This is a genomic window from Paenibacillus sp. FSL H7-0940 (assembly GCF_037979415.1).
Classification (GTDB): domain Bacteria; phylum Bacillota; class Bacilli; order Paenibacillales; family Paenibacillaceae; genus Paenibacillus; species Paenibacillus amylolyticus.
In genome coordinates, this window is sequence record NZ_CP150280.1 from 3,059,916 (window position 1) to 3,073,255 (window position 13,340).

Annotated in this window: 13 protein-coding genes; 5 read left to right on the forward strand and 8 right to left on the reverse strand. The window is 47.1% G+C overall.

Annotation, left to right across the window (positions count from 1 at the left end):
* Nucleotides 1-127: 127 nt before the first annotated feature.
* The 3 genes from MHB71_RS13315 to MHB71_RS13325 all read left to right on the forward strand — a co-directional run bounded on the left by MHB71_RS13315 (nucleotide 128) and on the right by MHB71_RS13325 (nucleotide 2,282).
* Nucleotides 128-1,126 (forward strand): YpdA family putative bacillithiol disulfide reductase, encoded by a 999-nt coding sequence (locus MHB71_RS13315; RefSeq protein ID WP_076249782.1) that lies wholly within the window; start codon nucleotides 128-130, stop codon nucleotides 1,124-1,126.
* 5 nt (nucleotides 1,127-1,131) lie between these two features.
* On the forward strand, nucleotides 1,132-1,575 hold the full coding sequence (locus tag MHB71_RS13320; RefSeq protein ID WP_036609212.1) for a DUF441 domain-containing protein: 444 nt from the start codon (nucleotides 1,132-1,134) through the stop codon (nucleotides 1,573-1,575).
* A gap of 194 nt (nucleotides 1,576-1,769) precedes the next feature.
* The gene (locus tag MHB71_RS13325; protein ID WP_036609214.1) at nucleotides 1,770-2,282 is read left to right on the forward strand and encodes a hypothetical protein; all 513 of its coding nucleotides are present in this window, start codon (nucleotides 1,770-1,772) and stop codon (nucleotides 2,280-2,282) included.
* 99 nt (nucleotides 2,283-2,381) lie between these two features.
* Here the strand turns inward: MHB71_RS13325 and MHB71_RS13330 are convergent, their stop codons facing one another.
* Both MHB71_RS13330 and MHB71_RS13335 read right to left on the reverse strand, forming a co-directional pair.
* A complete protein-coding gene (locus MHB71_RS13330; RefSeq protein ID WP_340029886.1) occupies nucleotides 2,382-2,831 on the reverse strand; it encodes an NUDIX domain-containing protein in 450 nt (149 codons plus the stop codon).
* Between the two features lie 56 nt (nucleotides 2,832-2,887).
* Nucleotides 2,888-3,184, reverse strand: a complete 297-nt coding sequence (locus tag MHB71_RS13335) for a HesB/YadR/YfhF family protein (protein WP_036609218.1) — start codon at nucleotides 3,182-3,184, stop codon at nucleotides 2,888-2,890.
* Nucleotides 3,185-3,669: 485 nt separating this feature from the next.
* Between MHB71_RS13335 and MHB71_RS13340 the strand changes: the two genes are divergently transcribed.
* Both MHB71_RS13340 and MHB71_RS13345 read left to right on the forward strand, forming a co-directional pair.
* Nucleotides 3,670-5,415, forward strand: a complete 1,746-nt coding sequence (locus MHB71_RS13340) for an ABC transporter transmembrane domain-containing protein (RefSeq protein ID WP_340029888.1) — start codon at nucleotides 3,670-3,672, stop codon at nucleotides 5,413-5,415.
* 12 nt (nucleotides 5,416-5,427) lie between these two features.
* A complete protein-coding gene (locus MHB71_RS13345) occupies nucleotides 5,428-7,518 on the forward strand; it encodes an ABC transporter ATP-binding protein (protein ID WP_340029889.1) in 2,091 nt (696 codons plus the stop codon).
* A gap of 183 nt (nucleotides 7,519-7,701) precedes the next feature.
* On the opposite strand, the gene MHB71_RS13350 is transcribed toward MHB71_RS13345, so the two are convergent.
* The 6 genes from MHB71_RS13350 to MHB71_RS13375 form a co-directional block, all read right to left on the reverse strand.
* A complete protein-coding gene (locus MHB71_RS13350) occupies nucleotides 7,702-8,328 on the reverse strand; it encodes a YdcF family protein (RefSeq protein WP_340029890.1) in 627 nt (208 codons plus the stop codon).
* Nucleotides 8,325-8,870 carry a hypothetical protein gene (locus tag MHB71_RS13355; protein ID WP_053061520.1) on the reverse strand — a complete coding sequence of 182 codons (546 nt, stop codon included), beginning with the start codon at nucleotides 8,868-8,870 and terminating at the stop codon, nucleotides 8,325-8,327. Before MHB71_RS13355 ends, MHB71_RS13350 begins: the two co-directional genes overlap by 4 nt.
* A gap of 99 nt (nucleotides 8,871-8,969) precedes the next feature.
* On the reverse strand, nucleotides 8,970-9,680 hold the full coding sequence (locus MHB71_RS13360; RefSeq protein WP_340029891.1) for a hypothetical protein: 711 nt from the start codon (nucleotides 9,678-9,680) through the stop codon (nucleotides 8,970-8,972).
* A complete protein-coding gene (locus MHB71_RS13365) occupies nucleotides 9,677-10,732 on the reverse strand; it encodes an ABC transporter ATP-binding protein (RefSeq protein ID WP_340029892.1) in 1,056 nt (351 codons plus the stop codon). The genes MHB71_RS13360 and MHB71_RS13365 overlap by 4 nt, the downstream gene beginning before the upstream one ends.
* A 6-nt stretch (nucleotides 10,733-10,738) precedes the next feature.
* Nucleotides 10,739-12,469, reverse strand: a complete 1,731-nt coding sequence (gene argS / locus MHB71_RS13370) for an arginine--tRNA ligase (RefSeq protein WP_340029893.1) — start codon at nucleotides 12,467-12,469, stop codon at nucleotides 10,739-10,741.
* A gap of 534 nt (nucleotides 12,470-13,003) precedes the next feature.
* Nucleotides 13,004-13,339 (reverse strand): four-helix bundle copper-binding protein, encoded by a 336-nt coding sequence (locus MHB71_RS13375; protein ID WP_036609230.1) that lies wholly within the window; start codon nucleotides 13,337-13,339, stop codon nucleotides 13,004-13,006.
* Nucleotide 13,340: the final 1 nt, after the last annotated feature.

Consider the following 13,340-nt stretch of genomic DNA (forward strand, 5'->3'; position numbering starts at 1 on the left):
TTTCTTCTCTACACGTCAACTCCTTTGGTTTCAAGTAAGCTTGTCTAATTAAACTCCACGCTTGAACTGGCATTGGCTCGTTATTTACGGTAGGATTATATTGCTTGAAATAAGGAGGATTAAGAACATGGAAGATGTCATTATTATCGGCGGAGGCCCATGCGGTCTGTCTGCTGCCATTGAATGTGAGCGGCTGGGACTGTCCGCTGTGATCGTTGAGAAATACAATATCGTTCAATCTATTTATCTGTATCCAACCCATATGCAGTTTTTCAGCACAGCCCCGCTGCTTGAGATCGGAAACGTTCCGTTCAGCACACCTAATGATAAACCGTTTCGTTATGAAGCACTTGCCTATTATCGCAGGGTAGCCGAACATTTTGGTCTGCGTGTTCATAACTATGAGGAAGCCCGTGAAATTAAACGCAAGGATGATGGTACGTTTGAGGTACATACGCTCAATCGCCGCGGGGAGGCCATCGTACATGTTGGACGCAATGTAGTTGTAGCTACCGGTTATTTTGACCATCCTAACTATCTGGGCATTCCTGGAGAAGATAAAGATAAGGTAACCCACTACTTCCGGGAAGCCCACCCTTATACCCGTACACGTGTCGCCATTATTGGCGGAAGCAACTCAGCCGTGGATGCAGCCATGGAACTGGTTCGGGTCGGAGCACATATTGATATGGTTTATCGCGGCAGTGGTCTGTCCCAGCATATTAAACCATGGGTACGTCCGCTATTCGAGAGCATGGTGACAAAAGGTCATATCACACTCCACCTGGAATCACGCGTGAATGAAATACTCGATGATTCGATTCGTCTGATACACACGGATGGTTCCACTCGGGAACTGGATAATGACTTCGTACTGGCAATGACCGGTTTCCGTCCAGATCGTCAACTACTCACGTCGGTAGGTGTGGAGATGTCTGATGATATGGATAAACCTCTATATGATGCACAAACGATGGAAAGCAGCGTACCTGGTGTATATGTGGGCGGAGTCATCGCTTCGGGTCGTAATGCCAATGAAGTCTTTATTGAATCCGGGCGCTGGCATGGACGTTACATTGCGGAACATATCGTTAGCAAACAACGTGGACAGACTGAAGGGAAATGAAAACAATGGATATGACTTCCCTGCTGTTGCTCGTATTTGCGGCTCTCGGGATTATCAGCAGCAACACACCTGTGACCGTAGCGATGGTATTTCTGTTGTTGCTACGAGTCCTGAACCTGAATCAGGCATTTCCATGGCTTGAAAAATACGGACTTACACTGGGCATTATCATTCTGACCATTGGCGTGATGGCACCTCTTGCCAGTGGCAAGATGAGTCTGCAGACGATCGGTGAGTCTTTCCTGCACTGGAAATCACTGCTCGCCATTGGCGTAGGATTACTGGTGGCATATCTCGGAGGACGTGGCGCTACGTTGATGGGTACACAGCCAACTGTCGTTGCAGGGCTGTTAATCGGAACGGTACTTGGGGTTGCCCTATTCAAGGGTGTGCCTGTGGGTCCATTGATTGCGGCGGGAATTTTATCATTGCTGCTGGGCAAATCCTGAATCAAATTGTGAAGCTTGTGACCTTACATGCTATGCAGATTGGCTGTATTTCCCACCGTTGTGTGATATACTTCTATTCATGCAAATTATGTACACGAGTCTACAGCAGAATAATGCATATTAGAGGTTATGCTGTTGCATGAAAATATAGATTCACTTTGCAACTATTAATGGCGCAGGAGGATTCAGGAACCATGTCACGTCAGTTTATTACAGAAGCCGTGATGGTGGCCATTTACGGTCAATTGTTAGCGCCGCCCGCGCCTGTTGAATATATTGTTCCTTATACCACCATCCTTGAGCTATATGAATTCCAGACCAGTCCTGATCCCATGATGGATAACCCGGCAGATGATCAGCATGTGAAATCCAAAATCAATGAAATGATTTCTTATTTCGAGGAACCGCTGAATAAGAAAAAAATAGAGCGTGCGTTACTTGTTCCATGGGCCAAAAGCCCCTCCATTTTATTTGGTGACCAAGTATCCATTGCCATTATCAATGCAATAGATACGGCACAGTACGGGGAGTATTTCGATCCCATTGAGACCGAACTGCTGCTGACATCTCAGCGCCTGAGTATCCCGATTCTCACCGATCAGGTTGAACTGATTGCACGCATAATTGAGTCTGAATCGCCTGTACAGGTATTCGATATTGATGATTTTGATTTTGCGATGGATGATGAACCACTGGATCAGGTGTAATTCATGCTCTGAGCACCATAATCGGATTTTTAAAAAAATGACCTTGGCATCCACTTTATCGTGCATGCCAAGGTCATTTTTTTGCGGTCAACACTTAATTTATTCTGCAATATCCCGCGTTAACAGGATTCGGCTAATCTGATTCAGAGGTGGTAACGACTCCAGGGCAAAAAACTTCAGACCTGCATCACTATTTACACGCGACTCCACAAGGTCATCCTGAATGATCACTGTCCGAAACAGGGCAATGACATAATACTCTTCATCTCCGCTTGAATGCAGATGCCGAAGGTCAGGCCCCGAATAGAGACCTTCCAGTGTCATGGTATCAGCAGTCCAACCTGTCTCTTCCCATAACTCCCGATGTGCAGCACCTTCAATGGCTTCACCCGGGCGCATCTCACCTGCTGGCAACCGCCAGTGACCATGTTCAGCATGCTGAATCAGCAGTAATTCACCTTGTTCGTTCTCAGCCCGCACCGCCGCTTTTACAACAATATGAGAGCGTTTTGCGATATACTGGGCCAAATCTCGTGGTGGCAGATTCACTGCTTATCCCCTCCTCCTACTCGGAAGCCGGTGGCGACCTGTAATCCATCTATTGCTTAGACTTCCGTGTAACGATATTCGATATCCTGACCTTCATCAACGATGTCCACATGCAGTTGGTGCCCTTTCAGATACCAATAATCGTGATCTTCCATAAAGAATTGAATCCCCGAAACTTCGGTTTGATCCGCAGGATGTCTTGGTTTCTCTACAGCAATACCTAGCGAAAATCCAGGGTGAAGACCTCCGCCAGAGCTATAACGTGCAAAAAATCGAATGCTGTCTCCCTCGTTCAAATTCAGCTCTTCCTTGTACCAGCGAGCAGCTTGATCGGATACATGTATGGTACTCATTTGGTGTCAGCTCCTTCTGTATATATATGTTCCATCATATCTCGACAGGGACTTGAATACAAACCCGAGTGACCACATAAAGACAAAATAAGTTGTGAAAAATGTTTGACAGATTGTAAAAGCCGGTGTTAAGATGCAAACATACGAGGTCTACATTGTATTTATTTCCAAAAAAAGAAAGGGTGATTACGGTGTTTAACAAACATATGATAGGTCAATTCAGCACACAACTAAATACCGGAGCACACCCGAAATCATTATTCCGTTCATAAGTCGGCATGACAGGCGATCTTTCATTAGAACCTCTGTGATGTATACTCACAATCGAACTTATATATGGTGACGGCTCTGTTCTCTGAGCCATGCTGCCGTATGATTATATGAAGACATACCGCCTGCGTGCGGTATGTCTTTTTTTGTGGGTACATTTCGGCATTCATGAACGGAATTTGCATTTCTCGGACATCGAAAGGAAGGGATAACACTTGTTCTCTGTACTTAAAAACCTGGCCTGGTTCTTCCGGCTGGAACGCAAACGATACCTAACCGGTGTCATTTTGCTTATTCTGGTGGGCATTGCCGAACTGCTGCCTCCTCGTCTTCTTGGTAATGCCATCGACGAGATTGTGCGCGGTTCCATTACCGGCACCTCACTTACGCGTTATATTTTGCTTATTCTGGGAACGGTCATCATTATCTATCTGGTTACATACGTTTGGATGCACAAACTGTTTGGTGGTGCCAACCTAGTGGAGCGGCTGCTTCGTTCCCGCTTTATGGACCACTTGTTACGGATGACTCCTCCCTTTTTTGAGAAAAACAGAACAGGAGATCTGATGGCTCGGGCCACCAATGATCTTCGTGCCATTGCCACTACAGCAGGCTTCGGCATGCTGACCTTAACAGACTCTACAGCCTTTCTGGCCACCGTATTGTTCGCCATGGGTTTCCTGGTTAGTTGGAAACTGACCTTGGCGGCAATCCTGCCATTACCTTTTATCGCCATTGCCATGATGATCTATGGTAAAGCTGTACATCAACGTTACACCCTGGCACAGGATGCATTCGGAGATATGAACGACCAGGTGCTGGAATCCATCGCCGGGATTCGTGTCGTGCGTGCTTATGTGCAGGAACGTCTGGACGAGAAACGGTTCGCCGACGTGACCGAAGATGTGTATCGCAAAAACCTGGCTGTTGCCAGAATGGATGCCCTATTTGAACCCACCATCCGCCTCTTCGTTGGACTCAGTTATGTGATTGCACTTGCCTACGGCATATATCTTGTATTTCATAATGAAATTACCCTGGGGGATCTCGTATCGTTTAATATGTACCTGGGGATGATGATCTGGCCCATGTTTGCCATCGGCGAATTGATTAACCTGATGCAACGTGGTAGCGCTTCGCTTGATCGGGTCAACGAGACTTTATCGGTAGAACCTGCCGTACAAGATGTGGAGCAACCTGCCCACGTTACGAATCCGGAAGAAATTGCGATGCAGGATGTTACATTCCGTTACCCAAGTTCCACTGTCGACAATCTCAGTCATATCAGCTTTTCGCTGCGACGGGGTCAAACATTGGGTGTTGTGGGTCGTACGGGTAGCGGTAAGTCTACTTTGCTCAAACAACTGCTTCATGAATACCCTGCCGGTTCGGGCACATTAAGCATCTCGGGTCATCCGATTCAGGATATCGCCAAAGATGACTTGCACAGCTGGATTGGGTACGTACCACAGGAACAAGTTCTGTTCTCCAAATCAGTTCGTCAAAACATTCAATTCGGTCAACCTGGGGCCAGTGATGAAGTCATCATGGAAGCCATTCGTACCGCCGCTTTTGACGGGGATCTGGGAACCTTATCCGATGGACTGGATACACTCGTTGGTGAAAAAGGAATCTCTCTGTCCGGTGGACAGAAACAGCGGGTATCGCTGGCGCGTGCCTTTATTGCTAACCCTGATATTCTGATCCTGGATGATGCCTTATCTGCTGTCGATGCACGTACCGAAGCCAAAATCATTGAAAATATACGCAACAAACGCTCGGGCAAAACCACGCTGATCTCGACTCATCGCCTGTCTGCTATTGAACACGCTGACCGAATCATCGTACTGGAGCACGGGAAAATTACGGAAGAAGGCACTCACCAGGAATTGTTAGCCATGAACGGCTGGTACCGTGAACAGTATGAACGGCAACAGGTCGAGTCCAATCTGTCCACGTAGGAGGTCAATTCATTGAAGTCTAATACAGGCAAAAGGCTGCTTGATTACGCCTTGAAAGCCAAAGGAACATTTATCGCTGCATTAATTATGCTTACTATTGGTGTTGCGGCCGAGCTTGCCGGGCCGTTCATCGCCAAATCCATGATCGACAATCACTTGCTCGCGATTGAGCAGCCTTTCTATGAGACAACAGCTTCTGATGAATCCGCAGTCTACAACGGTAAGAACTACAAACGCGAAGGCTTGTTCGAACCGGATGAAAACAAAGGTTCCGAAGTGCGGGTATTACAAGCCGGCAGAAGTTTTTATTTTGTAAACGAACCGGTAAGCGCACCTGACGGGGACCGCACATATACGGATGGAACCCTCACGGTTACACGCGCAGGTGAGGTAACAGGCCAATATGCGGCAACCCCCCTGTCCGCTGGTGAACTGTTTGCTTTTTACAAACCGGAGATGCCCAGCATCTATCAATTAATTGTGTATTACATGATCTTCCTCGTGATCTCGGTCATTATGGAGTTTGGTAAAACTTTCTGGCTGCAATCCTCGGCCAACAAGGTCATTCAAAGACTGCGTAACGATGTGTATGCCCATATTCAGCGACTGCCGGTGCACTTTTTTGATAACCTGCCCGCAGGTAAAGTTGTATCTCGAGTCACAAACGATACAGAAGCCGTCAAGGATCTGTTCGTTGCTGTTCTTTCGAACTTTTTCTCAGGAATCATCACAATTACAGGTGTGTATGTCGCACTCTTCCTTCTTGATGTTCGCCTGGGTCTAATCTCATTATTCGTTGTGCCGATGCTCATTACATGGATTGTGCTCTATCGCAAATTCGCCACTCGCTACAACACGATCATTCGATCCCGACTGAGTGAAATCAATGCAATCATTAACGAGTCCATTCAGGGGATGTCCATTATCCGCGTATTCCGCCATCAGAAACAAACCAAACAGGAATTCGAAGATCTGAATGATGACTATATGAAACACCAGAACAAAATGCTGAACCTGAATGCCTTCACCTCACACAACCTGGTTAACGTATTACGTAATATCGCATTTGCGGTGGTCCTGTGGTATTTTGGTTCCAGTGTGCTGGATGGCACAAGTATTATCTCATTAGGTGTTCTGTATGCCTTCGTTGATGTTCTGGGTCGCTTGTTCCAGCCAATCACCGGTATGGTGAATCAACTCGCCAACCTGGACTCCTCCCTCGTATCCGCTGGTCGCGTCTTTGAGCTGATGGATGAAAAGGGAGAAGCTGTAACCGATGGCTCTATGCCAAGATACAAAGGGAATGTTGTCTTCGATGATGTATCCTTTGCCTATAAAAAAGATTACGTGCTTCACAATATCTCGTTTAAAGCATCCCAAGGTCAGACGGTCGCTCTGGTCGGTCACACCGGTTCAGGTAAAAGCTCAATCATCAACCTGCTGTTCCGGTTCTATGATCCGCAAAAAGGCAAGATCACGATTGACGGTCAGAACGTCAAAGATCTGCCTAAACAGTGGATTCGCGAGCATATGGGGATTGTATTGCAGGACCCGTATCTGTTCACAGGCACCATTGCTTCCAACGTCAGTCTCGGCGATGAGAAGATCTCCCGTGAACGAATTGAACAGGCGCTGCGTGATGTAGGCGCTGAACGTATACTGGCTCATTTGCCTCAAGGCTTTGACGAACCTGTCATCGAAAAAGGAAGCACATTGTCTGCTGGACAGCGTCAGTTGATCTCCTTTGCTCGTGCACTGGCGTTTGATCCGGCCATCCTCATTTTGGATGAAGCGACAGCCAATATTGATACGGAAACGGAAGCATTAATTCAGAACGCACTCGAAGTCCTCAAAAAAGGACGTACCACCTTCATCATTGCTCACCGTCTGTCCACTATTCGTTCGGCAGATCAGATTCTGGTTTTGCATCGTGGACGTATCGTTGAGCAAGGTGCACATGATGAACTGATGGAGCTTAAAGGCCGCTATTATAAGATGTATCAGCTTCAGCAAGGTGCGCAAGCAGCAGCGAGTGCAACCAGTGGGAATCCGTCGGGTGAGATCATTCCAACCTCAACCTCCTTTGCCGGAGGCAATGCATAACAGAGTAAAACAGAAAGCTCTTTAAGTAACCAATCAAAATGATGTACTCGACGGCAACACAAAAACCGATCTACACAGCTACCTCAGGGTTTGCGGTGTAGATCGGTTTTTTGTATTTTCATCGGGATTCAAATTCCGTTACTGTTTATTTCGGCCAGACAAAAAAACAATCCGCGCGCAACCTCACGGCTGCTGCGGATTATCTATCCATCCTTTGATCGTATATCCCATGTACATCACGGTCTCTCTTGCGAGAAAAGGAAACTTGCTGCGCCAGGTTCGATACGCCGTAGTTCGTGTCGGAGAAGGTACGGCATCCATACCCAGTCCGGCAGCCAGCTTCATGGCCCGTTTCATATGTAAAGGATCACTCACAATCGTATAGGTTTGATAACCGGCCTGTTCACCAATTGGAATTGAATTGACCAGATTCTCCTCGGTAATTCTGGATTTGGTCTCTATGCGAATGTCCGCAGGATCTACTCCATGTGCGATGGCATACTTCTGACCCACTTCAGCTTCCGTATGTTCTCCATCATCACCTGACCCGCCTGTGAAAAGCAGATTACGAACGGTACCCTGACGGTATAATTCAATCCCGTGTTCAATACGTTCGCGAAATACAGGTGAAGGGTTATCCCCCGCCACGGCTGCGCCTAGAATGATCGCTGCATCCGATATTCTGGATGAATCCTCATCCGTATATGCTGATATACGTATTGCGGTAATCCCAATCCACAAGATTCCAATCAATACTACAGCCAGAGCCGTCATTAATATCCAGCGTTTCGTTATCCGTTTGCTTGTCATTCATCCTCTTCCAAAGCCCTTGCTTGCATACTCTCGGTATGCATACGCTCCAGTGTCTGCAGAGCTGCTGCGGATTCAGCATCCAGACCAAGCTCTGCGATCCAGGCACCCGTATATTGCTGAAGACGGATCTCCAACTCCTGTGCACGGTCTTTGAAATCCTCCAATTCCTTAATCATGCGTGATCGTCCTTCCGGACTGAATGTCTCATGAATTCGTTCCTTGAAATAATGATGTACAATACGGTTACGTTGCTGCCATAACTCATTCAACTGGCGAGTCTCTTCCTCAGAGAATGTAAAATGATGGCGCACTTCGTGAATGAGCTGCCCCAGTGAACTGCTCATCTTTCGTTCGTACAGATCTTCCAGATCCTCTTCAGACACGGCTTTGCCCTGAGACATTTTCATTAATAAAATCAGATTGACCAGCTGCTGTTCAAGCGCCTGCCCGTAGTACACTGCCAATCCGTAATAGGCAAACAATTCCCTGGAGTGTTCGCTGTCCAGCATGTCACCATTCTGGATATCTGTATTTTGCATATGCGAGCGCCCCCTTCAACCGTACAATGTTAACCATTCCATGTCCCTCTATCCTAACCAAACCAAGAGCAACATTCAAGTTATCGGGAAGCGCGTCTTCTAACTCCGCAGATCTCTTCTTCCGGACAGCCACACATGGATGATTAGTAACCCTAATGCATAGAGCACAGTCCACAGCATAACCGAAACAAAAGAATCCATCTTTGATTCATCAAATAACATCATCTCACGAACCAGATAAAAGGCTGGTGGAAGAATGCGGCCAAGCCATTCTAACGATCCAGGCAAACGTTCACTTAAGGAACCTTGGATAAACGATAGTAATAATACAATAATGAGAGCAGGCATACTGCGACTAAGCAAGGGAATGTACGATTTTTGAAAGAATACACTGATGCCTAATCCCAGCAGTGATAACCCCAGATGGCCTAACCAAGTCATCATCCACTCCTCACTTGTGGGTTGTCTCTCGAACATTCCCGCGAACACGGGATACAGCACAGTGATTGCGGTGAGCATGAATTGCATTATCCAGGCACAGATGAGTTGACTTGTTACAACCTTACGCCTGCTTCTTGCATGAAGGACAAGTAATTGATACTGCTTTGCAGGTTCGGTATTCATCACCATTACTCCGAGCCAAGCAGCTGCCAGAAATAACAGCATAGCCGTGACACTGTAACTGTCCGCAATAGGGTTGGGTTTGTAGGAATAGATCAGCAGCATGGCGATGATATAAAAGATAACCGGTGCAAAATATTTCTGTGAGCGAATGTGATGCCTTAACAAATATCGGGTCAGATAGATCATTTGGCTTCTCCCCCCACATCATCCATGGAAGAGCTTAAGTCAACAGATTCTGTGACACCTCTACGACTCGCATGTACAGCTGGATGTTGTCCTTCCAGCAGACTTTCCATATGTAATTGACTTTCCTCCTGTTGTACAGACACAACCGAACCTCCGGATGCCAGAATCATTCTGAGGACATCATCTGTTGATTGTTGAACCACTTTCCAATCCCACAACCAAACATTGGATATCCCTGAGCTTGTATTACGAACTAAAGACAGCACTCCCGGTTGTTGTATGATAGATAGATCGTTAACCAGATCCTCTCCAGCTTTCGTCAGACTTTGAATACGTACAACGGGTTCGCCAGCTTGAAGTATATCTTCACGACTCCAGTAACGGAGCACGCTGCCTTTCTTCAACACAATCACATGGTCTGCCAAACGTTCAATTAGCAACGGTTCATGACAAGCTGTAACGATAGATGTACCTTCATCCTTCCATTGCCCCAATAAAGATACAATGCCCTCTTGAGCTGCAATATCCAAGCCTGACAACGGTTCATCCAGTAACAAAAGACCACCCGGTCCAGGTAACAGGGCCTGAATCAAATTCACTTTTTGCAATGTGCCCTTCGATAATAGGGGTAACTTCTGATCGATCGCGGTATCGAGATATAAAAGTTCACTAAGTTCTCTAATCCGCTCACGCAGTACTTCGGGGCGAATGCCCCGAATCCGACCCATGTCCCACAAATACTCTCCAGAGGTAAAGGGCAAACGAGGCAGGCCATCTACTGCATACCCATCAGAACCCTTCATTGTGCGCTGGATCGATCCTGTATCGGGTAACAAAATACCTGCCAACATACGTAGCAACGTGCTTTTGCCCGAGCCGTTTCTGCCAACAAGTACAGCACATTCGCCCTGCTTCACTTCCAGATTAATTTCATCAAGTACTTGAGCATTACCTAATCGCTTGCTCACTTGTTGAAGCAACATACCTCGACCTGATGAGTCTGGTACATCTTGATTGGCTTTCTTGAAAAGTCCACGTTTACTCCATATCACCTGGGATCACATCCGCTCTGGAGCTTGCACACCTAGCAAATGTAAACTGTACGCGAGGCGTTCGGCAGTCCGTTTGGCCAATGCCACCCTGAAGGATCTTACATCAGATGACGCATCTGCAATCCGTTCGGCGTGATAGAAACGGTTGAATGCTTGAGCGACATCTATAGTATATTTGGCAATGACCGAAGGCTCATTCCGATGAATCGCTTTTTCCAGATACTCGGGATATTCACCAAGCAGTTTCAGCAATGCCCATGAGGTATCTCCGACACTGGATGGAGTGGCCCCTGTGTCATTCTCACCATCCGCAAGGCTGGGGTTAGTCAGAGTGTTTTCATTTTCCACGCGGATCGCCTCTTCTGCCTTGGCAAGCACACTTTGAATCCGGGCATGGGTATACTGCACATAAGGTCCGGTCTCTCCTTCAAAACTCACCGCATCCTCCAAGGAGAAGTCTACATCGTTTAACCGATTATTACGCAGATCACCGAAGACAATGGCCCCTACACCGACCGCCTCAGCCACCTTCTGAGGGTTCTCCAGATTCGGGTTTTTCTCCTGAATAATTTGCAAAGCACGAGCAACTGCCTCATCCAACACTTCCTGCAAAAAGACGACTTTACCGCGGCGGGTAGACATTTTCCGTCCCTCAAAACGCATTAATCCAAACGGGATATGTTCACAATTCGCAGACCATTCATGACCCATCCGGGATAGGACCGCAAATACCTGCCGGAAATGTAACTTCTGCTCGCCTCCGACCACGTATAACAACCGATCTGCCTTCATCACCTCATGACGATAGACTGCCGTAGCCAAATCCCGAGTAGGATAGATTGTTGTTCCATCTTTTTTGATAATCAGGCACGGGGGCATGTTCTCATCTTCCAGACGTACCACGAGTGCTCCATCACTCTCTTCAAGTAAACCTTTTGCCTTCAGTTCTTCAACCACTGCACCCATCTTGTCATTGTAAAAGCTCTCCCCCAGCGTATGGTCGAACTGCACATTCAGACGTTCATACATCCGGTTGAATTCCTTCATGCTCACTTCCACAAAGAACGCCCATAACCGCTGTGCTTCATCATCCCCTTGCTCCAGCTTGCGGAACCAGTCGCGTGCCTCAATCTCCAGTGAAGGATCGTTCTCCGCCTCATCGTGGAAGCGCACATACAGTTCCAGTGACGTACGGATCGGGTCTGCCTGCAACGCTTCATCATTGCCCCACCGTTTATACGCTGCGATCTGCTTGCCAAACTGGGTTCCCCAGTCTCCCAGATGATTCACACTTACAGAGGTATAACCCGCTTCGTTATACAACCGATACAGTGCTGCACCGATTACAGTAGAACGCAAATGTCCGATTCCGAAGGGTTTTGCGATGTTAGGGGAAGACATATCAATCACAACACGTGAACCTTGACCAAGCTGAAGCTTACCAAATGCCGCATTCCCCAGTTCTTTCAGCAGATTCGGCGCGAGCTTCTCCCGATTAAAACGGATATTTACATACGGCCCGGCGGGAGTCGCTTCAATTCCAGATGCCTGCAATCCCGTTGCGAGCTCGGTCGCAATGACTGCCGGTGCTTTCTTTAATGACTTCGCTAATGCAAAACAAGGGAATGCTGCATCACCCATCTCCGCCTGTGGTGGGACTTCCAGTAATCTCAGAACCTCTTGTTTATTCAATCCCGTTAAAGGGGCAATATCGGCCGCAGCCAGCTTCATCAACATGCCAAACACTCCTTATCCATTCATTATTGGCTGAAAATAAACACAAAAAAGCTCTCGTCTCTAAATAAGAGACGAGAGCTGAATTAACAGTTCCCGCGGTACCACTCTAGGTGAACAGCTACTCCTAATATGATTCAACATGCATACCAGTAGAACCTGTTCCGCTCGATGCGTATAACGGTCGCAAGCCGGATTACCCTCAGACAGATATGGCCTATCCCCGGTCGGGATACGCACATCTTTTCGGATAACCATCTCACGGGTGCGGTTCACTCAGGTCATGTCATACCGGCTTCCACCTCTCCCGGCTCGCTGTCATGTATGGATCTGGCTACTCTCCCGATCATTGATATTCTTCGTTTCAATTCATTGCCATCATTATACATACCACGATCAGACTTGGCAACCTACATTAAAATCCCCTACTGAAAGGCAACACATAGGCACATCGTCTCAGATGCTTGTGTTCACTGCCTTTCCTTAGGGGAAAACGGTCATTATAGGTTTTAATTATATATTCCAGTGAAATAATATTTACGCTACTGCTGCCATCAACCGGCAAGCTTCTGCACATCTGCGGCAAGCCTCTGCACATGCTTGGCAGTGATCATGGTGGTGTTTGCCACACTCAGCGGCGCAAGCTTCACAAGCTTTCACACACAATTCACATATTTCAGCAATGAAATCACTTCCACGTGTCATCGCTTGTGCAGCAAAACTGCAGATCTCTGCACATTCCCGATTCAAACGAATGCAATCACGCAACATCGCCAGATCATATTCTTTCAGACTCGATATGTAACATACGTTGCATGCATTCATGCACTCCAGGCAAGCATCGATACATTGTTGATATTGTTGTTGTGTCATT

Excerpts from the sequence above, each read along its gene's own strand:
- MHB71_RS13315 (WP_076249782.1), top strand. The coding sequence starts at position 128 with ATGGAAGATGTCATTATTATCGGCGGAGGCCCATGCGGTCTGTCTGCT.
- MHB71_RS13320 (WP_036609212.1), top strand. The coding sequence starts at position 1,132 with ATGGATATGACTTCCCTGCTGTTGCTCGTATTTGCGGCTCTCGGGATT.
- MHB71_RS13325 (WP_036609214.1), top strand. The coding sequence starts at position 1,770 with ATGTCACGTCAGTTTATTACAGAAGCCGTGATGGTGGCCATTTACGGT.
- MHB71_RS13335 (WP_036609218.1), bottom strand. The coding sequence starts at position 3,184 with ATGAGTACCATACATGTATCCGATCAAGCTGCTCGCTGGTACAAGGAA.
- MHB71_RS13350 (WP_340029890.1), bottom strand. The coding sequence starts at position 8,328 with ATGACAAGCAAACGGATAACGAAACGCTGGATATTAATGACGGCTCTG.
- MHB71_RS13355 (WP_053061520.1), bottom strand. The coding sequence starts at position 8,870 with ATGCAAAATACAGATATCCAGAATGGTGACATGCTGGACAGCGAACAC.
- MHB71_RS13360 (WP_340029891.1), bottom strand. The coding sequence starts at position 9,680 with ATGATCTATCTGACCCGATATTTGTTAAGGCATCACATTCGCTCACAG.
- argS (WP_340029893.1), bottom strand. The coding sequence starts at position 12,469 with ATGTTGATGAAGCTGGCTGCGGCCGATATTGCCCCTTTAACGGGATTG.
- MHB71_RS13375 (WP_036609230.1), bottom strand. The coding sequence starts at position 13,339 with ATGACACAACAACAATATCAACAATGTATCGATGCTTGCCTGGAGTGC.